19 protein-coding genes are annotated in these 24,207 nt (G+C 71.4%); 12 read left to right on the top strand and 7 right to left on the bottom strand.

What is annotated here, in order from left to right; translation table 11 throughout:
• The first annotated feature begins 154 nt into the window (after positions 1–154).
• From RPQ07_RS25820 to RPQ07_RS25810, 3 genes are all read left to right on the top strand, one after another.
• Positions 155–1,951: an ABC transporter ATP-binding protein gene (locus RPQ07_RS25820; RefSeq protein WP_313946571.1), complete on the top strand. Its 1,797-nt coding sequence runs from the start codon at positions 155–157 to the stop codon at positions 1,949–1,951.
• Positions 1,948–3,687 carry an ABC transporter ATP-binding protein gene (locus RPQ07_RS25815; RefSeq protein ID WP_313946570.1) on the top strand — a complete coding sequence of 580 codons (1,740 nt, stop codon included), beginning with the start codon at positions 1,948–1,950 and terminating at the stop codon, positions 3,685–3,687. The genes RPQ07_RS25820 and RPQ07_RS25815 overlap by 4 nt, the downstream gene beginning before the upstream one ends.
• A 630-nt stretch (positions 3,688–4,317) precedes the next feature.
• Positions 4,318–7,080: a LuxR C-terminal-related transcriptional regulator gene (locus RPQ07_RS25810; RefSeq protein WP_313946569.1), complete on the top strand. Its 2,763-nt coding sequence runs from the start codon at positions 4,318–4,320 to the stop codon at positions 7,078–7,080.
• A gap of 89 nt (positions 7,081–7,169) precedes the next feature.
• Here the strand turns inward: RPQ07_RS25810 and RPQ07_RS25805 are convergent, their stop codons facing one another.
• From RPQ07_RS25805 to RPQ07_RS25790, 4 genes are all read right to left on the bottom strand, one after another.
• Positions 7,170–8,345 carry a thioester reductase domain-containing protein gene (locus RPQ07_RS25805; protein ID WP_313946568.1) on the bottom strand — a complete coding sequence of 392 codons (1,176 nt, stop codon included), beginning with the start codon at positions 8,343–8,345 and terminating at the stop codon, positions 7,170–7,172.
• A gap of 62 nt (positions 8,346–8,407) precedes the next feature.
• On the bottom strand, positions 8,408–9,652 hold the full coding sequence (locus tag RPQ07_RS25800; protein ID WP_313946567.1) for an aspartate aminotransferase family protein: 1,245 nt from the start codon (positions 9,650–9,652) through the stop codon (positions 8,408–8,410).
• Between the two features lie 11 nt (positions 9,653–9,663).
• Positions 9,664–10,083: a type II toxin-antitoxin system RatA family toxin gene (locus tag RPQ07_RS25795; RefSeq protein ID WP_313946566.1), complete on the bottom strand. Its 420-nt coding sequence runs from the start codon at positions 10,081–10,083 to the stop codon at positions 9,664–9,666.
• A 262-nt stretch (positions 10,084–10,345) separates the two neighbouring features.
• The gene (locus RPQ07_RS25790; RefSeq protein ID WP_313946565.1) at positions 10,346–11,320 is read right to left on the bottom strand and encodes an AfsR/SARP family transcriptional regulator; all 975 of its coding nucleotides are present in this window, start codon (positions 11,318–11,320) and stop codon (positions 10,346–10,348) included.
• A gap of 276 nt (positions 11,321–11,596) precedes the next feature.
• Here RPQ07_RS25790 and RPQ07_RS25785 point away from each other — a divergent pair, with 276 nt between their 5' ends.
• The 3 genes from RPQ07_RS25785 to RPQ07_RS25775 are packed head-to-tail and all read left to right on the top strand — an operon-like array spanning position 11,597 to position 13,743.
• Positions 11,597–12,736, top strand: a complete 1,140-nt coding sequence (locus tag RPQ07_RS25785; protein WP_313946564.1) for an FAD-dependent oxidoreductase — start codon at positions 11,597–11,599, stop codon at positions 12,734–12,736.
• Positions 12,737–12,786: 50 nt separating this feature from the next.
• On the top strand, positions 12,787–13,149 hold the full coding sequence (locus tag RPQ07_RS25780; RefSeq protein WP_313946563.1) for an antibiotic biosynthesis monooxygenase: 363 nt from the start codon (positions 12,787–12,789) through the stop codon (positions 13,147–13,149).
• Between the two features lie 54 nt (positions 13,150–13,203).
• Positions 13,204–13,743 carry a GNAT family N-acetyltransferase gene (locus RPQ07_RS25775; RefSeq protein ID WP_313946562.1) on the top strand — a complete coding sequence of 180 codons (540 nt, stop codon included), beginning with the start codon at positions 13,204–13,206 and terminating at the stop codon, positions 13,741–13,743.
• Here RPQ07_RS25775 and RPQ07_RS25770 read toward each other — a convergent pair.
• The gene (locus tag RPQ07_RS25770; RefSeq protein WP_313946561.1) at positions 13,731–15,779 is read right to left on the bottom strand and encodes an MFS transporter; all 2,049 of its coding nucleotides are present in this window, start codon (positions 15,777–15,779) and stop codon (positions 13,731–13,733) included. The genes RPQ07_RS25775 and RPQ07_RS25770 overlap by 13 nt on opposite strands.
• 233 nt (positions 15,780–16,012) lie before the next feature.
• On the opposite strand from RPQ07_RS25770, the gene RPQ07_RS25765 reads away from it, so the two are divergent.
• The gene (locus RPQ07_RS25765) at positions 16,013–16,681 is read left to right on the top strand and encodes an HAD-IA family hydrolase (protein ID WP_313946560.1); all 669 of its coding nucleotides are present in this window, start codon (positions 16,013–16,015) and stop codon (positions 16,679–16,681) included.
• A 402-nt stretch (positions 16,682–17,083) separates the two neighbouring features.
• Here RPQ07_RS25765 and RPQ07_RS25760 read toward each other — a convergent pair whose 3' ends face one another.
• Positions 17,084–17,824 carry an ABC transporter permease gene (locus RPQ07_RS25760; protein ID WP_313946559.1) on the bottom strand — a complete coding sequence of 247 codons (741 nt, stop codon included), beginning with the start codon at positions 17,822–17,824 and terminating at the stop codon, positions 17,084–17,086.
• A gap of 165 nt (positions 17,825–17,989) precedes the next feature.
• Between RPQ07_RS25760 and RPQ07_RS25755 the strand changes: the two genes are divergently transcribed.
• The 5 genes from RPQ07_RS25755 to RPQ07_RS25735 all read left to right on the top strand — a co-directional run bounded on the left by RPQ07_RS25755 (position 17,990) and on the right by RPQ07_RS25735 (position 23,975).
• Entirely contained in the window at positions 17,990–18,643 is a 654-nt protein-coding gene (locus RPQ07_RS25755; protein WP_313946558.1) for an HNH endonuclease family protein, read from the top strand.
• 91 nt (positions 18,644–18,734) lie between these two features.
• Positions 18,735–20,417 carry an alkaline phosphatase D family protein gene (locus tag RPQ07_RS25750; protein ID WP_313946557.1) on the top strand — a complete coding sequence of 561 codons (1,683 nt, stop codon included), beginning with the start codon at positions 18,735–18,737 and terminating at the stop codon, positions 20,415–20,417.
• A gap of 95 nt (positions 20,418–20,512) precedes the next feature.
• The gene (locus RPQ07_RS25745) at positions 20,513–22,462 is read left to right on the top strand and encodes an FAD/NAD(P)-binding protein (protein ID WP_413777780.1); all 1,950 of its coding nucleotides are present in this window, start codon (positions 20,513–20,515) and stop codon (positions 22,460–22,462) included.
• Positions 22,463–22,519: 57 nt separating this feature from the next.
• Positions 22,520–22,972 carry a DoxX family protein gene (locus RPQ07_RS25740; protein WP_313946556.1) on the top strand — a complete coding sequence of 151 codons (453 nt, stop codon included), beginning with the start codon at positions 22,520–22,522 and terminating at the stop codon, positions 22,970–22,972.
• A gap of 349 nt (positions 22,973–23,321) precedes the next feature.
• The gene (locus tag RPQ07_RS25735) at positions 23,322–23,975 is read left to right on the top strand and encodes a DedA family protein (protein WP_313946555.1); all 654 of its coding nucleotides are present in this window, start codon (positions 23,322–23,324) and stop codon (positions 23,973–23,975) included.
• Here RPQ07_RS25735 and RPQ07_RS25730 read toward each other — a convergent pair.
• A complete protein-coding gene (locus RPQ07_RS25730) occupies positions 23,932–24,195 on the bottom strand; it encodes a DUF2277 domain-containing protein (protein ID WP_313946554.1) in 264 nt (87 codons plus the stop codon). The genes RPQ07_RS25735 and RPQ07_RS25730 overlap by 44 nt on opposite strands.
• Positions 24,196–24,207: the final 12 nt, after the last annotated feature.

Raw genomic sequence — 24,207 nt, 5'->3', positions numbered from 1 at the left:
CACGTTCACCCCCTCGACCGGGTGAAGTGCCGCAGTCGGCGGCGGCACTTCACCCGGCACCACCACCAACTCTGCACTTGACGCACCGACTCGGGCGTCGGGTACAGTCGATCCATCTATTAGACACCGTCTAACTGAGGTCACGGAGGACCGGATGGCCGCGGAAAAGGCCGCACTCGGCGGGATCCTGCGCCCGATCAAGGGAAGGCTGCGGCTGGCAGTGGCCGCCCAGGCCGTCTCGGCGATCGCCGGCGTCGTCCCCTTCATCGCCATCGCCGAGCTCGGACGGGTGCTGTTGGACAACGAACCCGACCGCTCCGACCAGGCGTGGACCATCACCGCGATCGGCGCCGGCGCCCTGCTGGTCCGGCTGATCTTCATGCTGGCGGCGGGCGCGCTCACCCACTTCGCGGACAACGAGCTCCAGTTGCACATCCGCCGCGGACTGGTGGCCCGGCTCGCCCGCGTCCCGCTGGGCTGGTTCTCCGAGCGCAACTCCGGCACGGTGAAGAAAGCAGTGCAGGACGACGTGGACGCGATGCACCACATGATCGCCCACTCCATGCTGGAGATGACCTCGGCGACCGTCGTCCCGGCCGCGTCGCTGGCGTATCTCTTCTGGGTCGACTGGCAGATGACGCTCGTGACGATCGCGCCGCTCGTCATCGGTCTCGGCCTCTACAGCATCACGATGGCGGGGATGGCCAAGCATCTGCCCGACTACGACCGGGCGATGGGCGCCATCAACGGCAGCGCTGTCGAGTTCGTCCAGGGCATCTCCGTCGTCAAGACCTTCGGCCAGAGCCGCCGGGCGCACCAGAAGTTCCGTGACGCGGCCGACGACTTCGCCGCGTTCTTCCTCTCCTGGGTCCGCTCCACGCTCAACTCCAAGGCCGCCGCCGAGATCGTGCTGTCCCCCATCGCCGTACTGGTGGCGGTCATCACCGGCGGCGCGATCTTCGTGACCGACGGCCGGCTCGCCGGCGTCGACCTGCTGCCGTTCGCGCTGCTCGGCATCGGCCTCACCGCACCCGTGCTCGCCCTGTTCTACGCGAGCTACGAACTGCGCTTCGCCAAGGCCGCGGCCGAGCGCGTCAGCGAGGTGATGAACGCCGAGGAGCTGCCGGTGGCCGAGAGCCCGCGCACCCCCTCCGGCAACCACGTCAGCTACCAGAACGTGCGGTTCAGCTACGACGGCAAGAAGGAAGCCGTGGCCGGCGTCGATCTGGAGCTCGCTCCGGGCACGGTCACCGCGCTCGTCGGCCCCTCGGGGTCCGGCAAGAGCACCCTGGCCACCCTGCTCCCCCGGTTCGGCGACGTGACCGGCGGCTCTCTGAGCATCGGCGGGGTCGACATCCGGGAGCTGGCGCTGGACGACCTGTACCGCCGGGTGGCGTTCGTCTTCCAGGACGTCCGGCTCACCCAGGGCACCGTCGCCGACAACATCCGTATGGCCAGGCCCGATGCCACCGCCGCCGAGGTGGCGGACGCGGCCCGTGCCGCCTGTGTCCACGACGTGATCCAGGCCCTGCCCCGAGGCTACGACTCGGTGGTCGGCGAGGACGCCCGCTTCTCCGGCGGTCAGGCCCAGCGCGTCTCGATCGCCCGCGCCCTGCTGGCCGACACCCCCGTGATCGTCCTCGACGAGGCGGCGGCCTACGCCGACCCGCAGTCCGAGGCCGACGTCCAGGACGCATTGTCCGAGCTGACGCGGGGCAAGATCGTGCTGCTGATCGCCCACCGGCTCTCCACGGTGGTCGACGCGGACCAGATCGCCGTGCTGGAGGACGGGAAGATCGTCGAACGGGGCACGCACCCCGAACTCGTCGCCCGCGAAGGCCGGTACGCCCGTATGTGGCACGCCCATGAACGCAACGCCGCCTGGCAGCCGCACCGGCCGGCCCCGGCCACCACTGTCAGCGCCGTCCCGGCGGGAGGTACCAGCCGATGATCCGCCAACTGCTCGACGTCGTGGGACCCGAGCACAACCGTCCCGTACGCCGGATGATCACCGCCCTGGTGGTCTGCGCCGTCCTCCAGGGCATCGCCTTCGCCCTGCTCGTGCCCGTCCTCGAAGCGCTCCTCGGCTCCGACCCCGACTCCGTCTGGCCGTGGCTGTGGACCCTGCTCGGGGTCTGTCTCCTCTACTGCGTCGCCTACTACGACTCGCTGCGCACCGGCTTCCAGGCCGGCGCCACGCTCTCGCGGACGCTGCACAACCGGATCGGCGACCAGGTGGCCTCGCTGCCGCTGGGCTGGTTCGCGCCCGAGCGGGTGGGCCAGCTGGGCCAGCTCGCCACCAAGAGCGTCATGGACGTCATGGGCGTACCGGCGCACCTGCTGCGACCGCTGGTGACGAGCTTCGTCACCCCGGCGACCGTCGTCCTCGTCATGTACGTCTTCGACTGGCGGCTCGCCCTCGCGGCGACCCTCACGGTTCCGCTGATCGTCGGCGTCTACCGGTGGAGCGCCGGGCTGAACCGCAAGGCGGACGAGGCCCGCACCGCCGCGCACGCGGTGACCGGCGGCCGGGTGGTCGAGTTCGCCCAGCTCCAGCCCGTGCTGCGGGTGTTCGGCCGGGACGGCGCGAGCTCCGGCACCCGCGGGCTGGACGCCGCGCTGCACACGCAGTACGAGGCGTCCCGCCGGGTGCTCGTCACCGGCGTCCCCGGTCTGATCAGCTTCGCCCTGGTGATCCAGGCCGCGTTCACCGTCATCCTGGTGACCGGCACCTATCTGGTGCTCGACGGCGGGCTGGACGTGGCCAAGCTGCTGGCGATCCTCGTCCTCGCGGCCCGGTTCACCGAACCCATCGCGGAGACGGCGGTCCTCGGCTCCACCCTGCGCACCGCCCGGTCCGCCCTGGACCGCGTCGCCGACCTGCTCGCGGAGCCCTGCCTTCCGCAGCCGGACGACCCGCGGCTGCCGGCGGGCAACGACGTCGAGTTCGAGAACGTGGACTTCAGCTACGACGGCACCCGCGTCCTGTCGGGGGTCTCGCTGACCCTGCCGGAAGGCACGATGACGGCGCTGGTCGGTCCCTCCGGATCCGGCAAGACGACCGTCAGCAAGCTGATCCCCCGGTTCTGGGACGTGGACTCCGGTGTGGTGCGGGTGGGCGGCGTGGACGTCCGGGACATCGAGCCCGAGGTCCTGATGTCGAAGATCTCCGTGGTCTTCCAGGACGTGTACCTCTTCGAGGGCACGATCATGGAGAACATCCGGGTGGGCCGGCCCGACGCGACGGACGAAGAGGTCCGTGAAGTCGCCCGGCAGGCCCGGGTGGAGGAGATCGTGCAGCGGCTCCCCGACGGCTGGGACACCAAGGTCGGCGAGGGCGGCGCGCTGCTCTCCGGCGGTGAGCGCCAGCGGGTCTCCATCGCCCGCGCGATCCTGAAGGACGCGCCGATCGTGCTGCTGGACGAGGCGACCGCGTCGCTCGACCCGGAGAACGAGCAGGCGGTGCAGGAGGCGCTCGGCCACCTCACCGCGGGCCGGACCCTCCTGGTCATCGCGCACCGTTTGCAGACCGTGGCCGCCGCAGGCCAGATCCTGCTGCTGGACGAGGGCCGGATCGTGGAGCGCGGCACCCACGCCGAACTCGTGGCGGCGGACGGCCGGTACGCGGACTTCTGGGCGCAGCGCAGCCGGGCCCAGCGCTGGCGGGTGGCCCGACAGCCGTCCTGACGACGGACTTTTCGGCCACGCGTCCCCCGAACCACTCGTCCCCGGATGCCCCCGCACCGGGGACGAGTGCTGTCAGGACACGGCTCGCGGAGCACATCGGACGGCAATATCCGAACCAGATCCGACATAAGCGAAGGGAAGGCATTCCAGGAACGGACCGGCAGTGACCGCCGGCGGAAGTCAGAATTGCCGGTTCATGTTGCCGCTCGGCCTCCCCAACGGCAGCCGAATACCAGGGCCATCAGGCAATTTGAACGTTTCCGGCTCCGTCAGATTCATTCCAGCCCGGCTTCCGACGTGCCGGTCTATACTTACAACCGTCCTGTTGGCCCATCAGGTTCGAACGGCGCGAAAACGGCGTCGAATTCAAGCCGGACCGGTAGTGGACGCGTTTCCGCCAGACGCGTTTCCTTCCGGTTACAGGCTGTTCAATCAGTTGTCACATCTGGACACCTGAGGGCCGCGGGACATTCATCGAAGGGTGCTGACATTCTTCCTGCGGGGGCTTGAGAACAGATGTCAACAGATGTTGTATTCCACTGGCCGATAACTGCAAGAGAAACCGAGCTTCGCGCTGTCGAAAACTCCCTTGCGCACGGCAGTGGAGCGCTTCTCGTCGGCGGTCCCGGGGTGGGCAAGAGCCTGCTGCTCGCCACCGCGCTCGAGCGCGCTTCCGACGAGGGCCGCACGGTTCTCTCGGTGGGCGGGGCCAGCTGGAACAGCGGTGCACGCGCAAAGGGTTACGCCTCGCTCGGCGAATGTCTGGAGTCGGTGGAGCCGTCGACTCTGGACGGCACCGCGGCCGACCGCCCGGTCGTCGGCATCGACGACGCGCATCTGGTCGACGCCGCATCGGGTCACCGTCTGCACCGCCTGGTCGCCGCGGGGCGGCTCAGCGTGCTCGCCACCAGCCGCAAGGACGCACCGGCGCCGGCCGGTATCGACAAGCTCTGGGTCGACCGGCTGATCGACCACGTCGAGGTGGCGCCGTTCGACAGCGCGGCACTGGGTGATGTCCTGCGGGCCCGCCTCGGCGGCCACACCGACGCCACCACGCTGGAGCGGCTGTGGGCAGCCACCCACGGCAACGCGCTGATGCTGCGCGAACTCATCGACCACGCGGTCGAGGACGAGTCCCTGCGCTGCGTCAACGGCACCTGGGTGTGGGAGGGCCTGACCGAACGCCCCGGCCGCCGGCTGTCCGAGGTGATACGGCTCGGGCTGCGCGACCTCAGCCACGACGAACTCGAACTGGTCAACATGCTCGCCGTCGCCGAGCCGCTGGAGATCGACATCGCCGCGGCGTCGGGCCTCGCACACGCCGCCGAGTCCCTGGACCTGCGCGGCATCGTGACCGTCGAACGCAACGGTACGCGCGTAGACCTGCGGTTGTCGGTGCCGCTCAGCCGGGTCGTCGTCGCCTCCCGGATGTCCGGCCTCACCGCTCAGCGACTGCGCCGGCAGGTCGCCGACGCCGTGGAACGCACGGGCGCACGCCGGCCCGAGGACGTCCTGCGCATCGTCTCGCTGCGGATCGAGGCCGGACTCGTCCCGGAGCGCGAGCAGTTGCTGACCGCAGCGCGCACCGCGATCCGCCGGCGGAACTTCGCGCTCGCGGAGCGGCTGTGCCTGCTGGCCCTGCGCGACACCCCGACCGAGGACTCGGCGCCCTACGGCCCGGTCCCGGACTCCGCGGAGTACGGAGCGGTGCTGTGCCGGGTGGTGTCGTACGCGGCACAGCGCTCGGACAGCCCCACGGACTGCGTCCGTGCCGCTCTGCTGCTCGGCAGGGTCCTCATCGGCAAGGGCTGCCACCAGGAGGCCGAGGCGGTGCTGCGCACGGCGCTCGGATCCGGAGTGGAGGTCCCGCGGGCCGAGTTCATCACCGCCGTGCACACCAGGGTCATCAATCTGGCCTGGCGCTTACAGCGCGTCCAGGCCGCGGGCGCGGTGCTGGACGGCGCCGTCGCGACCGTCGGCCCCGAGCACGCCGGGATACTGCACGGCAGCCGCGCCATGATCGCCGTCATGTCCGACCAGCTCCAGGACGCCGTCGACATCGGGGAATCGGTGCTGCGTGCCGGTGACGCGGGCATGGCGGTCACCCAGACACTGGTGCCCGTGGTCGCCTTCGCGCGGACCGAACTGGGCGATCCGGCAGGCGCCCTGGAGATGCTGAACCGGTACCGGGACGTCTCGTTCGACTGGGACACCGACGCCGTGGTCCTGCTGGACGCCCTCGCGGCCCGCTGCTCGTGGCTCGCCGGCAACCTCAAGGACGCGGCCGACACCCTGGACGCGCCGCGCCGGTACGACTCCGCGGACCGCTGGCCCGTCCTGCTGCAGACCGTCGTCGCCCGGTCCCGGCTGCTGCGGCTGCTCGGCGAACCCGAGCGGGCGGTGGCCCTGCTGCGGCAGGCCATCGCCGTCGAGACGGGTCACGAGTGGCCGGCCACCCGGGCCTGGCCGCTGGCCCAACTGGCCGGTGCGCTCGCCGAGTCCGGTCAGCACGCCGAGGCGCTGCGCACGCTGGTCGAGGCGCGGTCGATGCAGGGCGAGGCGGTCTCGCACCCGATCGCCGACGACGAGATCGCCTACGACCGGGCGCTGGTGCTCGCACACACCGGGGACCGGTCGGGCGCGGCCTCGTGCGCCCTCGAACTCGCCGAGCGCGCCGAGGCCGGCGGGCGTGCGGTCACCGCGGTCATGGCACTGCACCTGGCCGCCCGCATCAAGGAGAACGCCTCCTACCGCTTCCGGGCCCGCGCCCAGCAGCTCGCGGCGCGGTGCACCGGCGGTGTGATGCGGGTGATGGCCGATCACATCCAGGCCCTCGCCGATGCCGACGGCAACGCGCTCACCAAGGTCTCCCGGCAGTTCCGGGAGATGGACGCGCTGCCGCTCGCCGCGGAGGCGGCGGCCCAGGCCGCCCGTGCCCACCGGGCCGCGGGTCAGCGCCGCAAGGGCCGGGAGGCCTCGGCGGCCAGCCAGGACCTGCTCCGCGCCTGCGCCGGGACCCTGCCGCCGTGGATGGTGACCGAGACCCGCCGGGACAGCGACATCGCCCCGCTCACCCCTCGCGAGCGGGAGGTGGCCGCGCTGGCCGCGACCGGGATGTCCAACCGCGACATCGCCCACCGGCTGGTGGTGTCGGTGCGGACGGTGGAGAACCATCTGCACCGGATCTACCACAAGCTGGGGATCACGGCCCGCAACGCGCTGCGCCGGGGTCTGGAGCAGGCGGCGGCGCAGTCCGACGGTGTTCGTATGTCGCCCATGCAACTGCTCCGGGCGCACGAGCCGGAGCGTACGGCGGCGTCCGACGCGGACCACGGGGGCCGTCGCACCCGCAAGCCCGGCAAGCTCCGGCTGGCCGACCGCACGGCGTCCTGACGGCTGTCCCTGGCCGGCACAGCGGAAGGGCGGTGGCCCGCGAGGAAGTCCTCGCGGGCCACCGCCCTTTTCGGCGGGCTGTCAGCCCGTCACGCCATCGGGTCCGGCAGAACACCGTGCCGGACGAAGTACGAGACGTAGGAGGCGAACACCTTCTCGTCGATGTCCGGGCAGGTGACCCCGGAACCGCTGAGGAACTCGCGCGTGGCCGCGTCCGAGAATTCGGCGACCTCGAACTTCTCCAGGTCCACGAGCATGCGCATCAGCGGGAACATGGAGTTGTTGACGTCGGCGGAAACGGCCTTCATCCACCGCAGGATGCTGACCTCCTTCAGCTCGTACCCGACGCCGCGGACGAGTTCGAGAATGGCGCCGGAATCCAGCGAGCCGGTGCTCACCTCGTGGAATGTCCGGCCGAGCGACCGCGGGTCGCGGGAGACGGCGACCATCGCGGAACTCACATAGTCGACCGGCACCATGTTCATGTCGAGGCCGAACTTCCGCGGATAGACGCCCGCCTGCACGGACCCCTTGATGAACCGCCAGACGAAGTCGTTGGGCTGGCACGCACCGCTGCGGGTGTCGCCCCACACCTGGCCCGGACGGTGGACGGTCAGGGGCACACCCCTGCGGCCGGCCTCCCGCACCAGTTGCTCGGCCACCCACTTGCTCTTGGTGTAGCCGAGCGCGAGCGTCTCGGGCGGGCCGGTGACGTCGGTCTCCGTACGCGGGCCCAGGGCGGCCCGGGGCTCGAAGACCCCGATGGTCGACACATGGTGCAGCGTGGCCTCGGCCGCGCAGGCCAGCCGGAGGATCTCGTGGGTGGCGTCGATCGTCGACTTGCGCAGCCACTTGTAGAGGGTCAGGAAGTTGACCTTGGCGGCGGAGTGGTAGATCGCGCCGATACGCCCGGCCAGTTCCGCGTACTCCTTCTCGGGCACCCCGAGGCGGGGCCGCGTCACGTCACCGGTGACGACCCGGACGCGGCCGAGGTCGACCTCGTCGAGCACCTCGTAGGTGCCGAGAGTGGCCTTCAGCCGCTCCAGTCCGGCCTCGGCGTCGGCGGCCCGCACCAGGCAGTGCACGGTCAGGCCGCGTGCCAGCAGTTCCTTCAGCAGGAACGCCCCGAGGAACCCGGTCGCGCCGGTGAGGAACACCTCGGAGATCGTGCTCGGGTCCTTCGCGGCGAAGCCGGTGATGTCGTCGGCCAGCACGACGTCCTGCGCGAACTCGTCGGTGACTCCTGATTGCGTGAGCGAAGTCATCAGCTCTCTTTGTTCCTTCCCCGGGACCTGGTCTCCGGTTCGGTGCGGCGGCCAGGGCAGGCCTAGGAGGAGGCCGCCGCCTGGGCTATCGCTCCGCCGAGCAGCGACAGGGCCTCTTTGACGTCCTCGTCCGTCGCGACGATCGGCGGCAGGAGCCGTACCGTCGTCGGACGGCTGATGCAGGGGGACACGACCAGCCCGCTCTGGGCGAGGCCGGCCAGTACGTTGCCGGAGACCTCGGCCGTGGTGAAGTCGATGCCCCACAGCAGACCGCGGCCGCGGGTCTCGACCACCACGTCGCCGTGCTCGTCCCGGATCTCCGCCAGCCCGGCGGCCATCGCCGCGGCGATGCGCTCGCCGTCGGCCGCGTGCTCCTCGATGGTGGCGAGGGCCGTGGGGATCACGCCGGTGCCCAGCGGATGGCCGCTGAAGGTGGCGGTGTGCAGCATCGGGTCGGCGAGCAGGGGTGCGAAGAGCCGGTCGTTGCCGACGGCGGCCGACACCGGTACGACGCCGCCGCCGAGCGGCTTGCCGAGCAGGACGGCGTCCACCGGCAGCCCGGCCTCCAGCGCGACCGACTTGGCTCCGCAGCGCCTGAGGCCCACCTGGATCTCGTCGGAGATGACGAAGGCCCCGTGCTCCTGCGCGTCGCGGCACCAGCTCGCGAGGACGTCCTCGTCCAGCAGCCGGACACCGTTCTCGGCCTGTACGGGCTCGAAGACGAGCGCGGCGACGTCCTGTTCGGCGATGACGCGTGCCAGGGCCCGGGGGTCGTCCGGGTCGATGTGCACGACGCCGTGCAGCAGGGGTTCGAGGCCCGCGCGGAACCGCTCGTTGTGCGTCAGGGACAGCGCGCCGAGGGTCTTTCCGTGGAAGGCGCCCTCGACGGCGACGACCGTGGTGCGGCCGGTGGCCATCCGGGCGAGCTTCAGCGAGACCTCGACGGCGTCGGCGCCGCCGCACCCGAAGTAGACCCGGTTCAGGGCCCCTGAGAAGTACTCGGTCAGCTTCTCGGCGGCCAGCGGGGCCACCGCGCTCTGGACCGTCCTGGTCGACGCGGGCATCAAGTCCAGCTGGGCGCGGACCGCGTCCAGGACCGCCGGGTTGCGGTGCCCGAGCAGGGCGACCGCGTACGAGCCGAAGTCCAGGACCGACCGGCCGTCCGAGAGTGTCACCCGGCAGCCGTCGGACGAGGCCTCGACCGCGCCCTGCCCGCTGAACTTGCCGGCCACCGAGAGAGCGGGCGAGAAGTGCCGCTTCACGCGCCGGAACGTTGCTTTCGCATCGACCGAGCCAAGGTCACTCATGACTGATCCTCCTACGAGCTCTGCTCGACGATGCCCTGCTGATAGCCCTCGAGTGCCTTGGCCACAGCGGGATGAATCATTTCGGCGACCATCGGCAGACCGATGTCGAACTCCACCTTCAATTCGAGGCCGACCCCTTCGGCGTCCTCGACGATCTGCCAATATCCCTCGTAGTTCGCGAGGTCACCGTCGATCTGGCGGAATTCCACCCGCCGCCGGCCGGCGTCGATGACGTCCTCCTGGTCCCATTCCATTTCGGAACCCTTGAGTTCGACCACCCAGCTGCTGGTACGGCGGTCGCCGTCCTCCTCGGTGATCTCGACCTCGTTGACCCCCTCCATGTACGAAGGGAATGCCTCGATGTCGAGCAGTACCTTCCACAGGTCGTCGGGTGTTCCGGCGCCCCGGTGGGTGGTATGCAGTACGGCCATGGAAATCTCCTCTCAGAATTCGCAATTCCGCTCATCGGCGATTCGCAGTTTAGGTGGGCGGACCACCCGTTCCGGGCGCCGAATGGGCACATCTGACAGACAATTGACAGGCTGACAACCGGCAGGGCGAACGGACCGGCGGAACCGGTCCGCCGGTCACCGCGCCGGGTCGCACGCAGGGTCGCCGCGCCGGGTCGCACACGAGATCACCGCGCCCGGATCGCACGCCGGTACACCGGTCGCGCGCCGGATCGCCGTTCGGTCAGGCGGAGTCCCTCCGCTGTCCCGAACCGCCCTCGACCAGCGCCATGAGCCGGTCCAGTTCCGAACGGAGCGAGTGCTGTTCCGACGTCAGCTGGTCCACCCGGCGTCGCAACCTCAGCAGTTCGAGGTCGCTGCCGCCGCCCTCCCGGTGGTGCTCGGTGTCGGCGACGCCGTCCTCGCCCACCGGGTGTTCGCCGACTCCGTGCCCGTGCCAGCGGTGACCCGCCTCGTGGATCTGGCGTACGGACAGGCCCCGTACGGCCACCGGTCCGGCAGCGGTCTCGGGGGCGCGGCGCCGCCGTACGGTGTCCCGCACCGCCCGTGCCTCGCCCTGCCGGCCGCAGCGCTGGAGGGACAGGACCAGCTGGTCGCGGAAGCGCTCGCGCAGCGGGTGTGCGACCACCAGCTCTTCGAGCTGGCCGACCACCTGGCGGTGGTGGCCGATCCGGATCGAGGCGTCGCAGAGGTCCTCCAGGGCGAGCAGACGCTCCTCCTCCAGCCGGGCGGCGACGCCCGCGCACAGGGGACCGTGGGAGCCACCGTCCAGCGCCGGGCCGCGCCACAGCCTGAGCGCCTTGCGCAGCAGGGCGGCGGCGGCGTGCGGATCGGTCTCCAACTGCCGCTGGGCGCGGGCCGCCTGGAGCCGGAACTGCACGCTGTCGAGTTCGTCGGGGCGCGCCTGCAACAGATAGCCGGAGCCGCGCGCGACGAGACGGGGGGTGTTCGCCCGGGCGGGCTCGACCTCGATCAGCTGCTGGCGCAGCCGGGAGACGTGCGCCTGGAGGGCGTTGATCGCCTTGTCCGGGGCGTTGCGGCCCCACAACTCGTTGATCAGCGCTTCCGTGGGAACGGCAGACCCCAGTCGGACCAGCAGCACCCCGAGGAGCACGCGCTGCTTGGGACTGTTCAACTGGACGCTCCGCTGCCTGACGTCGTCATAGATCTCAGGGGGCCCCAGTACACGGAACTGCATCACAACCTCCACCCGTCGTCGCGGCCTGCACCGCGCGGCAGTGTCGAGGTCACCACGGCCGGGGGTCCCGCATCGTGAGTACTCAGGTACTCAAACACCTGCCGCCGTACTGCGGTCGGCGCGCCCGCGGTCCGGATCCCCGGCGGCTCCGCGGACCTCCGGCGGCCGAAAGCTGAGTGGCCGAAGCAAGGTGAGTACCGGTTACTCAGGCCTCGCGCGGGAGGGGCGTGGTGGGCTGCACCCAGGGACCGTGACGACAGGGCAGGTGCAGGTGACATGACTCAGTGGGATGCGGATGCGGCGGTCGTGGGACTCGGCGCCTGGGGCGCCTCGGCGCTGTGGAGACTGGCCGGCCGGGGCATCGACGTCATCGGCTTCGACCGGTTCACGCCCGGCCGTGCGCCCGGATCGTCGTACGGCGCGGGGATGTTCCGGCTGTGCTGCTCCGAGAACCCGGCGCTCGTGCCGCTCGCCCGGCGCTCGCACGCGCTGTGGTCGGAGCTCGAAGAGGCCTCGCGGAAGCGGTTGTTCGTGCCCTCGGGCGGGCTGCTGGTGGGCCCGGAGGACGGGCTGGTGGCCGGCGGCGCACTGCGTGCCGCGCGCGAGCACGACATCGATGTCCGGACCTTCACGGCACGTGCGCTGCGCTTCCAGTACCCACGCCACACCGGCGTGCCCGACCACCACATCGGCGTGTGGGAGCCGACCGCGGGGCTGCTGCGGGCCGAGAACGCGGTGCGCGCCGCGGTCTCCCTCGCCCGGACCGCGGGTGCCCGTGTCTTCGCGGACACCCGGATCGTCTCCGTCGAACCCGTCACGGGCGGCGTCCTGCTGCACACCGCCCAGCGCAGCGTGCGTGTCCGGCAGGTCGTGGTGACGGCCGGCGCCTGGCTCGCGGAGCTGGTGCCCGGCCTGCCGCTGGAGACGGTCCGGATGCCGGAGACCTGGTTCCGCCCGCTCGAGGACGACGGCAGTTTCACGCTGGAGGAGTTCCCCGCCTTCGTCCGCGAACTCGACGACGGCCGGGTGCTGCGCGGCAGCGGTTCGGAAGGCGGTCATGACGTCCGGCTGAGCCTGGAGGACCGCGAGGTGACGGCCAAGCCACTGGACCCGGACGAGATCGACCGCGGCGTGGCGTACGACGACTGGTCCGACCTGGCGCGCATCCTGCCGGCGAAGCTCCCGGGCCTGCGGCGGCTGCCGGCCAGGGTCTCGGTGCGGACGACGACCCGGGCCGCCGACGGGCAGTTCGTGCTCGGCCGTCCCGACGGGGACCCGCGCGTCGTCGTCGCCGGCGGTGGCGGCGCGTACGGCCTCCAGTACGCGACCGGCATCGGCGATGCCCTCGCCGATCTCGTCCGCGGGGTGGAGACCGCGGTGCCGGTGGACTTCCTCGGGCCGGACCGCCTCCGCTGAGGGAAGGGCGCGGAGGTACGGTCGAGATCCCCCTATGCGAAGGATGTCCTGTGGCCAGTGTGGTGAAGATCAATGTGCTGACCGTCCCCGCCGAGCAGCGCGAAGTGCTCGAGAAGCGCTTCGCCTCCCGGGCCGGTGCGGTGGAGGGCGCGGACGGTTTCGAGTGGTTCGAGCTGCTGCGGCCGCTCGAAGGGACCGACCAGTACCTCGTGTACACGCGCTGGCGCGACGAGGCGTCGTTCCAGGCCTGGATGGAGGGTTCGATGAAGGCGGCCCACGGCGGCGGCGCGCAGGGCGGCCCTCAGGGTCAGGGCGGTCCGCAGGGTGAGGGCGGCGAGCGTCCGAAGCCCGCGGCCACCGGCTCCACGCTGTGGTCCTTCGAGGTGGTCCAGTCGGCCTCTCCCAAGGCCTGATCGCACCCGGAAATCGCTGGCCAGGGCTCCGGCACCTGCGGTACAGAGAACGTCATGACGTCCTGGACCCTGGCCCGCGAGGCCTTCGACTCACCCGACGCGACGGGCCTGCGCCGTGACTACTACGCCGATGTGGCGAGCAGCTACTGGCAACGGCCCGCGACCGACAGGGAGATCGACGAGGGACTGGCCGGCGACGGCGTCGAACTGCTCACCCCTCCCACGGGGACGTTCGTCGTCGGCCGGTACGGCGGCGAGGCCGCGTCCTGCGGCGGGGTGCTGCTGCTGGACGACGGGCGCGCCGAGCTGACCCGCGTGTTCGTGCGCCCGGCCTTCCGCGGTCGCAAGGGCGCCGGGATGCTGATGGAGCTGCTGGAGGACGAGGCCCGTACGCTCGGCGCCCGGCGCATGGTCCTCAACACCCGTCTCGATCTCCTGGCGGCGCGTGCGCTGTACGTACGGCACGGCTACGCCGAGATCCCGGCGTACTGCACCGGTCCCTACATGCAGATCTGGTACGGCAAGGAACTGCGCGGCGGCTGCCTGACGGGCCCGGGCCGTTCTCAGCCCCATCCACGGCCTCAGGCGGCGTGATCGCGCTTCGGTGGCGGGCTGTAGGGCCGTTCGCCGTCCGAGCCGCACAGCTCGGCGTTCAGCTCCTCGACCAACTGCACCAGGTCCGTCGGCCGCTCCGGGCCCCACCAGTCGCCGAGCAGCTCGGACAGCGACTCCTCGCGGGCCTTGGCGAGCCGTACGGCACTCTCCAGACCCTCCTCGGTCAGAAGCAACTGGAGCCCCTCACGACGGGCGAGGTGACGTTCCTCCAGCAGTCGGGCGGCGTCGGTGATGGTCCGCAGCGGCACGGGCGTGGCATCGGCGAGCAGGCCCGGCTCCACCGTCCCGTGGCGGCGGATGCGCAGCAGAAGCCAACTGGCCGCGGGGGTGAGGTCGTACCCCGCCTTCGCGGTGATCTTCTCGTAGATGTGCCGCCGTCCCTCGCGCGAGCCGAGGACCGACAGGGCACGTGCGGCCTCTTCGAGGGAGGAGCGCTCCACCGGGTTCGACGCGACCGTCTGGCTGGGGTCGGGCGCGGTGACCGAGGCACGCAGCGGGTCCTCCTTGAGGAACCAGGCGACGACGAACGCGACGAGCACCACGGGCACGGCGAAGAGGAAGACGTCCGTGATGGCCGTGGAGTACGCATGGAGTACCGACGGACGCAGCGCGGGCGGCAGTTCGCCGATGGCACGGGGATCGGCGGCCAGCTCCGACGGCCCCGCGCCCGACGGCAGCGTCTTTCCGGCGAGCGCCTCGGTGAGCATGCTCGCCAGCCGGCTGTTGAAGATCGTCCCGAAGATGGCGACGCCGAACGACGCGCCGATGGAGCGGAAGAAGGTCGCGCCCGAGGTGGCGACGCCGAGGTCCTGGTAGGTGACCGCGTTCTGCACGACCAGCACGAGCACCTGCATCACCAGGCCGAGCCCGGCCCCGAAGACGAAGAAGTACGCGCTCATCTCCCAGGTCGAACTGGTCTCGGTGAGCCGGTGGAGCAGCACGAGGCCGAGCGCGGTGATCCCTGTGCCGGCGATCGGGAAGACCTTCCAGCGGCCGGTACGGCTGACGATCTGGCCGGACGCGGTGGAGGTGAGCAGCATGCCCAGCACCATCGGCAGCAGATGCACCCCGGACAGGGTCGGGCTGACGCCCTGGACGACCTGGAGGAACGTCGGCAGGAAGGTCATCGCGCCGAACATCGCGAACCCGACGACGAAGCTGATGATCGCGACGAGCGTGAAGGTGCGGATGTGGAAGAGCTTCAGCGGGATCACGGGTTCGGCCGCCCGCCGCTCGACCCGCACGAAGACGTAGAGCAGCAGCAGCCCGACCACCGCGAGGGTGATGATCTGGGCGGAGGCCCAGGGCCACGTCGTGCCGCCGAGCGAGGCGACGAGGATCAGACAGGTGGCGACGGCCGCGATGAGCAGGGTGCCGAGGTAGTCGATCGTGTGCCGGGCCGAGCGTGCGGGGATGTGCAGGACGGCGGCGATGACGAGCAGCGCGACGATGCCGATGGGCAGGTTGATGTAGAAGACCCAGCGCCAGGTGAGGTGTTCGGTGAAGAAGCCGCCGAGCAGGGGACCGAGGATGCTCGTCGCGCCGAAGACACCGCCGAACAGGCCCTGGTACTTGCCGCGTTCCCGGGGCGAGACGATGTCCCCCACGATCGCCATGGACAGCACGATCAGCCCGCCGCCGCCGAGGCCCTGGAGGGCGCGGAAGCCGATGAGCTGCGGCATGTTCTGCGCGATGCCGCACAGCGCGGAGCCGATCAGGAAGATGACGATCGCGGCCTGGAAGAGCTTTTTGCGGCCGTACTGGTCGCCGAGTTTGCCCCACAGGGGGGTGGCCGCGGTGGAGGCCAGCAGATAGGCGGTGACCACCCAGGACAGATGGTCCAGCCCGCCGAGTTCGCTGGCGATGGTCGGCAGCGCGGTGGAGACGATGGTCTGGTCGAGCGCGGCGAGCAGCATGCCGAACAGCAGCGCTCCGATGGCGACCATGACGCTGCGCCGGTTCTGCCCCTCCCCGGGGGCCGGGCTCACGGCCGGGGTGCCCACTTCCTGCGCCATGCGCCCTCCTCGGTCTCCTCGGTGCCGCGCCCTCCCCCGTGTCCGCTCCCCCCACTCTCCTCCCCATCGTGGTGGTTGCGTCCCGTTATGGCCTGCCGAGCCGGAACGAGTGGCGTATCCGGCCCGCTTTTTGTATCGTGAAGGAACAAAGTGGCTCCGCCCGTACTCCCTGACCGGCGGGCGGAGCCGCTTGATGTCTTGTCCCTCGCCGCCCTCCGCCCTGGAGCACGCCGATGCCGGCCAGCACGACGCCCGCCCTGACCGCCCGCGCCCTCCTGCTGGACATGGACGGCACCCTCGTCAACTCGGACGCCGTGGTGGAGCGCTGCTGGCGCCGCTGGGCCACGGAGCACGGCCTGGACCCGGACGAGGCACTCAAGGTCGTCCACGGCCGCCAGGGCTACGCCACGATGGCGGTCCTGCTGCCGGACCGGCCCATGGAGCAGAACCACGCGGACAACCGCGTGATGCTCGCCCAGGAGACGGCGGACACGGACGGCGTGATCCCGGTCCCCGGCGCCCCCGCCTTCCTCGCCGCACTGACCGGCCTCCCGCACGCCCTGGTGACCTCGGCGGACGAGCCCCTGGCCCAGGCTCGCATGACGGCGGCGGACCTCCCGATGCCCCCGGTCCGCGTCACGGCGGAACGCGTCGGCGCGAGCAAGCCGGACCCGGAGGGCTTCCTGAAGGGCGCGGCGGAACTGGGCTTCGTCGCGGCGGACTGCGTGGCCTTCGAAGACTCCGAAGCGGGCATCGAGGCGGCCCGCGCGGCGGGCATGCGCGTGGTGGGCGTGGGCCCGAGGGCGAAGTCGCTGTCCCCGGACGTCTGGGTGGAGGACCTGCACGGAATCACGGTGGAGTGGACGCTGAACGGGCTGATAGCGCTGAGCTTCACGCCCTGAGCGCGGGCCGCGCGAACGTCATCCCGACCGCCACCGACGCACCCGGCAAGATCAGCCCCGCCGGCGATTGAGGCGCGGGGCCCGGGGCGGAGCCCCGCCACCACCCGCACACCCACGCTCGCCGCCACCGACGCACCGGGCCCGCAAGAATCAGCCCCGCCGGCGATTGAGGCGCGGGGTCCGGGGCGGAGCCCCGCCACCACCCGCACACCCACGCTCGCCGCCACCGACGCACCGGTCCCGCAAAAATCAGCCCCGCCGGCGATTGAGGCGCGGGGCCCGGGGCAGCGCCCCGCCACCACCCGCACCGCACCCGCACACCCAGACCCCCGCCACCGACGCACCGCCCGGCTCACGAGGTCAAGCAACCTCACGCCACGCCGGCGATCGAGGCGCGCCCCCTCACTCCTCCTCACGGTGCAGCACCCCCCTCGCCACCAGCTCCAGCAGCACCGCCACCGCCGCCGCCTGCACCGCCATCAGTCCGACCAGCACGAACAACTGCACCGCGCCCGCCAGCAGCGGTGACGCCCCGCCGAGCAGCATGCCCACGAACGCGCCCGGGAGCGTGACCAGCCCCACCGTCCGCGTCTGATCGAGCCCCGGCAGCAGCGCGTCCGACGCGGCCGGGCGGGCCACCTCCAGCCGGGCGTCGCGGTCCAGCAGCCCGAGCGCCATCCCCGCCTCCACCTCGCCGCGCCGCAGGCTGAGCTCGTCCAGCGCGCGCCGCCCGCTGAGCACGGTCACGGTGAGCGCCCCGCCGATGAGAATCCCGGTCACGGGGATCAGCGCAATGCCCTTGACCGGCACCAGCCCGGTGAGCAGCAGCGCCACCACGACGGGAAAGACACCCGCGGCGATCGGGAGTGCGGCCCACCACCAGGTCCGGTTGGCCGTGATGCGCCGCCCGGCGGTCCGTACGGCGACGGCGTACATCAGCAGCACGAAGGCGAACAGCAGCGGCAGCGACCGGACGACCCAGCCGATGACCAGGGAAACGGCGGCGAGTTGGACGGCGGCCCGCACTCCCGCGACCGCGATCTCCCGAGCCCGGCCGAGATGGGCGACGGCCGCGACCGTCGCCGCCACGGCGAGCAGTACGGCCAGAACCGCCCCGAATGTGACGTTCACCGGCAGCAGCACCCGCCAACCCTACGCCGCCGACGGCCATGTGCCGCTTCGTCAGAACTCTTGATGTGACGTGCCCATGTCGTCAGTCTGTAACCCGGCGCCCACCCCACGGCAACCCCGCGCCGTCAGCATGGCCACGCCCACTGGCCAAGTACCCCCCATGACAGAGGAGTTCGCATGCCCGGTATCTACGCGCGTCAAGGCCGCCGCATATCCGTTCTCGCCGCCACCTCCGCCCTCGCCGTCACCGGTCTCCTGGCGACCGCCCCCACCGCCCAGGCCGCCCCGCCCACTCCGGTCAGCGCCGCCACCGCACGCACCTACCTCAGCCAGCTCACGGTGCGGGCGGAAGGTTCCTCCAGCGGCTACAGCCGCGATCTGTTCCCGCACTGGAGCACCCAGTCGGGCGCCTGCAACACCCGTGAGGTCGTCCTCAAGCGCGACGGCAAGAACGTCGTACAGGACTCCAGCTGTGCCGCCACCAGCGGCAGCTGGTACTCGGAGTACGACGGCGCCACCTGGTCCGCCGCCGCCGATGTCGACATCGACCACATCGTTCCGCTCGCCGAGGCCTGGCGCTCCGGCGCGAACAGCTGGACCACGACCCGCCGAGGGTCGTTCGCCAACGACCTCACCCGTCCGCAGCTGATCGCCGTCACCGACAACGTCAACCAGTCCAAGGGCGACCAGGACCCCGCCGAGTGGATGCCCTCGCGCACCGCGTACCGCTGCACGTACGCCCGGATGTGGGTACAGGTGAAGCAGTACTACGCCATGAGCGTCGACTCCGCCGAGAAGAGCGCACTGCAGTCCGTGCTGAACGGCTGCTGACCAGCGGCTGACCGTCCGGCGCGGATCTTCGCCGGAACCTGTCCTTACCCCTCCGTCGTTCCGTACGGTACGGGGCGACGGAGGAGGACACATGGCAGGGCTGCGTTTGGGACCGTTGCTGCGGTTCGTCGACTGGGAGGCGGGTGGCACGGCGACGGTCTGGGTCGAGGCCGACCGGGCCTGCACGGCAGAGGTCCGCTGCGCGGACGGTGCCGGCGGCTCCGCGCCCACGTTCCGGGTCGCCGATCACTTCTATGCCCTGGTGCTGGTGACCGGCCTCACCCCGGGCACGACCACGGAGTACGAGGTACTGCTCGACGGCGACCGCGTCTGGCCGCTGGAGCACTCGGCCTTCCCGCCGAGCACCATCACCAGCCCCGAGGCCGGCTCCACGGCCGTGACCGTCTCCTTCGGCTCCTGCCGCTGGGCGGCCCCGGCGGCCGAGGACCACGACCCGGTGGGCCCCGACGCCCTCGACACCCTGGCGTCCCGGCTGGCCACCGCCCCGGCCTCCGAGCGCCCCGACGTCCTGCTGCTCCTCGGTGACCAGGTGTACGCGGACGAGACCTCCGAGAGCACCAGGGAGTGGCTGGCGAAGCGGCGCGATCTCGACCAGCCGCCCGGCGCCGAGGTCACGGACTACGAGGAGTACACCCACCTCTACGACGAGTCCTGGCTCGACCCCGATGTGCGCTGGCTGCTGTCCACCGTCCCGAACTGCATGATCTTCGACGACCACGACCTGATCGACGACTGGAACACCAGCGCCGCCTGGGTGTCCGACATGCGCGCCACCGACTGGTGGCAGAAGCGCGTCACCAGCGGACTGATGTCGTACTGGGTCTATCAGCACCTCGGCAATCTCACGCCCGCCGAGCTGGAGACCGACGAGACGTACGCGGCCGTGCGTTCCTCGCCCGACGGCACCGAGGAGCTGCGGGCCTTCGCCACGAAGGCGGACACCGATCCGGCCTGTGTGCGCTGGAGTTACCGCCGCGACTTCGGCCGGACCAGACTGCTGATGGTCGACAGCCGCGCCGCCCGGGTCCTGGAGGAGAAGAGCCGCGCCATGCTGGACCCGGGTGAGGCCGCCTGGGTACGGGAACAGGCGCTGGACCGCAAGGGTTCGTACGACCATCTCCTCGTCGGCACCTCGCTGCCGTGGCTGCTGCCTCCGCTGATCCACGACGCCGAGAGCTGGAACGCGGCGCTGTGCCGCGGCGAGCGGGGCGAGCGTTGGGCGCGGATCGGCGAGAAGCTGCGCCGTGCGGCCGACCTGGAGCACTGGGCGGCCTTCCCCGACTCCTTCGAGGAGATGGCCCGGCTGTTCGCCGAGACCGGCACGGGCGAGGGCGCACCGGCGACGGTCTGTGTGCTGTCCGGCGATGTCCACCATGCCTACGTCGCCGAACCCGACTGGCGCGGCAAGCCCGGCCCGGACGCCCATGTGGTGCAGCTGACCTGCTCGCCCGTGCACAACTCCGTACCCCGGTCCATGAGGTTCGGATTCCGCTTCGGCTGGAGCCGGTTGGGGCGGCGGCTCGGTCACGCGCTGGCCCGCCACGGCCGGACGGGCCGTCCGCCGGTCCACTGGGACCGTACGGGCGGACCGTGGTTCGGCAATCAGCTGATGACGCTGCACCTGCGTGGCCGGGCGGCCCATCTGCGCCTGGACCAGGCCCAGATGGGCGACGGCGGGGTGGGTGCGCGGCTGGTGACCGTCGACGAACGCGAGCTGACCACGGCCCGTGACCCTTCCCACAGCACAGGGTGATCCCTCCCCCAGGGGTTCGACTCACGGCGGGCCCCCGGCATGATGTGGCGGACGCTCCGCTTCCGAGCGCGCCTCAATGCCGGGGAGTTTCCGCTTTGTCCGACGTACGCGACGTATGGTCCACCGCTTCGCCCCCTCGTGCCCTCGTCGGTGCCCACGCCGTCGCGATCGTCGGCGCGGGCCCCCGCGGCACGTCGGTCCTGGAGAGACTCTGCGCCTCGGTTCCGGAACTGAGGCCGGGGACACCGCTGACCGTCCATCTCGTCGACCCCGCGCCCCCGGGCGCCGGGCGCGTCTGGCGCACGGACCAGCCGGCGGAGCTCCTGATGAACACGGTCGCCTCCCAGGTGACGGTGTTCACGGACGCCAGCGTCGGCTGCGAGGGCCCGATACGCCCGGGGCCGAGCCTCTTCGAGTGGGCGGCCGCCCACACCGACGAGGACCTCGGCCCCGACGAGTACCCCACGCGCGCCTGTTACGGCCGCTATCTGGAGTGGGCGTTCCGGCGTGCGGTCGCGGGCGCACCGGAGTCCGTGACGGTCCGGGTGCACCGGGCACGCGCGGTGGCACTGGCGGACGACCGGCACAGCGACGAGCCGGACCCGCCACAGACCCTGGCCCTGGACGACGGCACGACGCTCACCGGACTGAGCGCGGTGGTGCTCGCCCAGGGCCATCTGCCGGTCGTCGGACGGCAGACGCAGGCGCATCTCGCCGAGTACGCGTCCCGTCACCCGCGTCTGCGCTACGTCGCCCCCGCCAACCCGGCGGACATCGACCTCTCCGGCATCGAGCCCGGCGAGCGGGTGCTGCTGCGCGGCCTCGGCCTCAACTTCTTCGACCACATGGCCCTGTTGACGACTGGCCGGGGCGGCACGTTCGTCCGCGACGCGTCCGGAACGCTCGTCTACCGGGCCTCGGGCCGTGAGCCGCGGCTCTACGCGGGATCGCGGCGCGGGGTGCCGTACCAGGCACGCGGAGACAACGCCAAGGGCCCTTCCGGCCGTCATGAACCGCTCGTTCTCACGGCCGAGGTGATCGCCGCCTTCCGCGACCGTGCGGCCGCAGGCACTCCGCCGGACTTCCTCACCGAGATATGGCCGCTGGTGGCCAAGGAGGTGGAGACGGTCCACTACGAGGCGCTGCTCGACGCGGCCCCCGGCTTCCGGACCCGTTTCCTCGCCGCGCCGCACGGGAGCGCCGAAGAGGCCGCCGTACTGGACGAGTTCGGCGTCCCGGCCGCCGGCCGCTGGTCGTGGGAGCGGCTGTCCCGCCCGTATGCGGGTGAACGGTTCGGCTCCCCGCGCGAGCACCGCGCCTGGCTGCTGGCCCATCTGCGGCAGGACGCGGAGCAGGCGGCCCTCGGCAACGTGGCCGGCCCGGTGAAGGCCGCGCTCGACGTCCTGCGGGATCTGCGCAACGAACTGCGCCTGATCGTGGACCACGCGGGCCTCTCCGGCACGTCCCGCCGCGATCATCTGGACCGCTGGTACACGCCGTTGAACGCCTTCCTCTCCATCGGGCCGCCGCGCCGGCGCATCGAGGAGATGACCGCGCTCGTGGAGGCGGGCGTGCTGGAGGTGATCGGCCCGCGGACGGCCATGGGCACGGCGGACGGGCGCTTCACGGCGCACTCCCCCGATGTCCCGGGCTCGGCGGTGACGGCGACGACGCTCATCGAGGCGCGGCTGCCGGAGCCCGATCTCCGGCGCACCAGCGACGCGTTGCTGAGCCGGCTGATGATGACGGGCCAGTGCCGGCCGCACGCGGTCGACGGCTACGAGACGGGCGGACTGGACGTCACCCGGCGTCCGTACCGCCTGGTGGACCGACGGGGGCGGGCGCACCCGAGGCGCTTCGCCCTCGGCGTGCCGACGGAGGGGGTGCACTGGGTGACGGCGGCCGGTGCGCGCCCCGGTGTGGACTCGGTGACGCTCGCCGACGCGGACGCCGTGGCCCGGGCCGCGCTGCGCACGTTGCCCCTACGTGAAGTTCGCGTGAGAAAAGAAGTCCGGCCGAATGTTGAACTTGCAAGCATTGATTAGGTCGACCTAACTTGTAGGCGAGCTCCACCTCTCGTCCCCCACACCGCAGGAGTCCCCATGGCCAACACCCAGTTGACCTCCCGGCTGAACCAGTACCAGCCCTACGCCCTCGGCCTGTTCCGCATCGTCGTGGGCCTGCTCTTCGCCTGCCACGGCGCCAACACGCTCTTCGGCGTCATAACCGACGGCGAGACGATCGCGGCCGGCAGCTGGCCGAAGGGGCCCGCCGCGGTGATCGAGCTGATCGGCGGCACCCTGGTACTCCTCGGAATCGGAACCCGCAGCGCCGCGTTCCTCTGCTCCGGCGCGATGGCGTACGCGTACTTCTCGGTGCACCAGCCGGAGGGCCTCTTCCCTCTGGAGAACAGCGGTGGCGAGCCGGTGCTGTTCTGCTGGGCGTTCCTGCTCCTGATCTTCACCGGCCCGGGCGCGCTCGCGGTGGACAAGCTCTTCGCGGCGCGTGGCACGAACCGCAGCGAGGGCGAGCAGCGGACCACGGTCTCCGCCTGATCCCGATCCGCAGAACGCAGAAGGCAGACCGCAGAACGCAGACCGCCGAGCGCCCGCGTCCGCGTCCGCACGAAGGGGACGCGGGCGCTCAGGCGTGCGGAGGCGGGGAGTCCGCTGCAAGGGGAGGTTCTCGGGCTCCGGCGAACCCCCGCAGGAGCGGAGGCGAGGGCTCCGCCCAACCCCGGCAGGAGCGGCGTAATTCCCCATTCCGGGCAGACGTGATGATCACAACATCAGTACCCCCCAAGCGATCTCGGGGTGAACCTCAGGCGTACGCTGTACAGCTGTACTGCCGCCCCTGCCGCTCCCCTGCGACGTCGCGGCGTTGTTCACGAACCGGGGAGTCAAGGTGCTCGAGAGCATGGGGTCGCTGACCGGCAGCCCATGGATTTATGCCGTGGTGGCCCTGTCCGTCCTCCTCGACGTCTTCCTTCCCGTCCTGCCGAGCGGTGTCCTGGTGATCACCGCGGCGACCGCCGCGGCCGCCGGAACCACCGCGACCGCCACGTCCGTGGCGAACGCGGCCGGTCAGGTCCCCCGCGAGGTCCCCTCGCTCCTCGTCCTGGTCCTGTGCGCGGCCACCGCCTCCGTCCTGGGTGACCTCGTCGCCTACCGCCTGGCCTGGCGCGGTGGCGACCGCTTCGACCGCGCGATCGCCAAGTCCCGTCGCCTGACCAGTGCGCAGGCGAGGCTCGGTACGGCCCTGAGCCGTGGCGGCGGCACGCTCGTCGTGATCGCCCGTTTCGCCCCGGCCGGCCGCTCGGTCGTCTCCCTGGGCGCGGGCGCGGCCCACCGCAAGGTGAAGGAGTTCCTGCCCTGGTCGGCGCTCGCGGGCGTGGCCTGGGCGGGCTACAGCGTCGGCCTCGGCTACTTCGGTGGCCAGTGGCTCGGCGCGACCTGGGTCGGCGCGGCCGTGTCCGTGTTCGCGCTGGCGGGCGCGGGGGCACTGGCGGCCTACGTCATGCGGCGTCCGACGCCGTCGCCTGCTCCTGAGACCGCTTAGCGGCGCCACCGCCGCCGCGGATCTCGAGCCCGTCGAGCAGTCGGCCGGTCGCCTCCGCGATCGCCTCGACGGCCCGGTCGAACACCTCCTGGTTGTGCGCGGCGGGCGCCCGGAAGCCGGACACCTTCCGCACGTACTGGAGGGCGGCGGCGTGGATGTCGTCCTCGGTGGCCTCTTCGGGGAGGACGGGCGGACGGAGAGTCTTGATGCTGCGGCACATGTGTCCCAGTGT

This window comes from Streptomyces sp. AM8-1-1, from assembly GCF_032229325.1.
In the GTDB taxonomy this organism is placed as follows: domain Bacteria; phylum Actinomycetota; class Actinomycetes; order Streptomycetales; family Streptomycetaceae; genus Streptomyces; species Streptomyces achmelvichensis.
The sequence above is the reverse complement of the archived record's forward strand: the minus strand, read 5'-3'. Positions and strand labels throughout refer to the sequence as shown.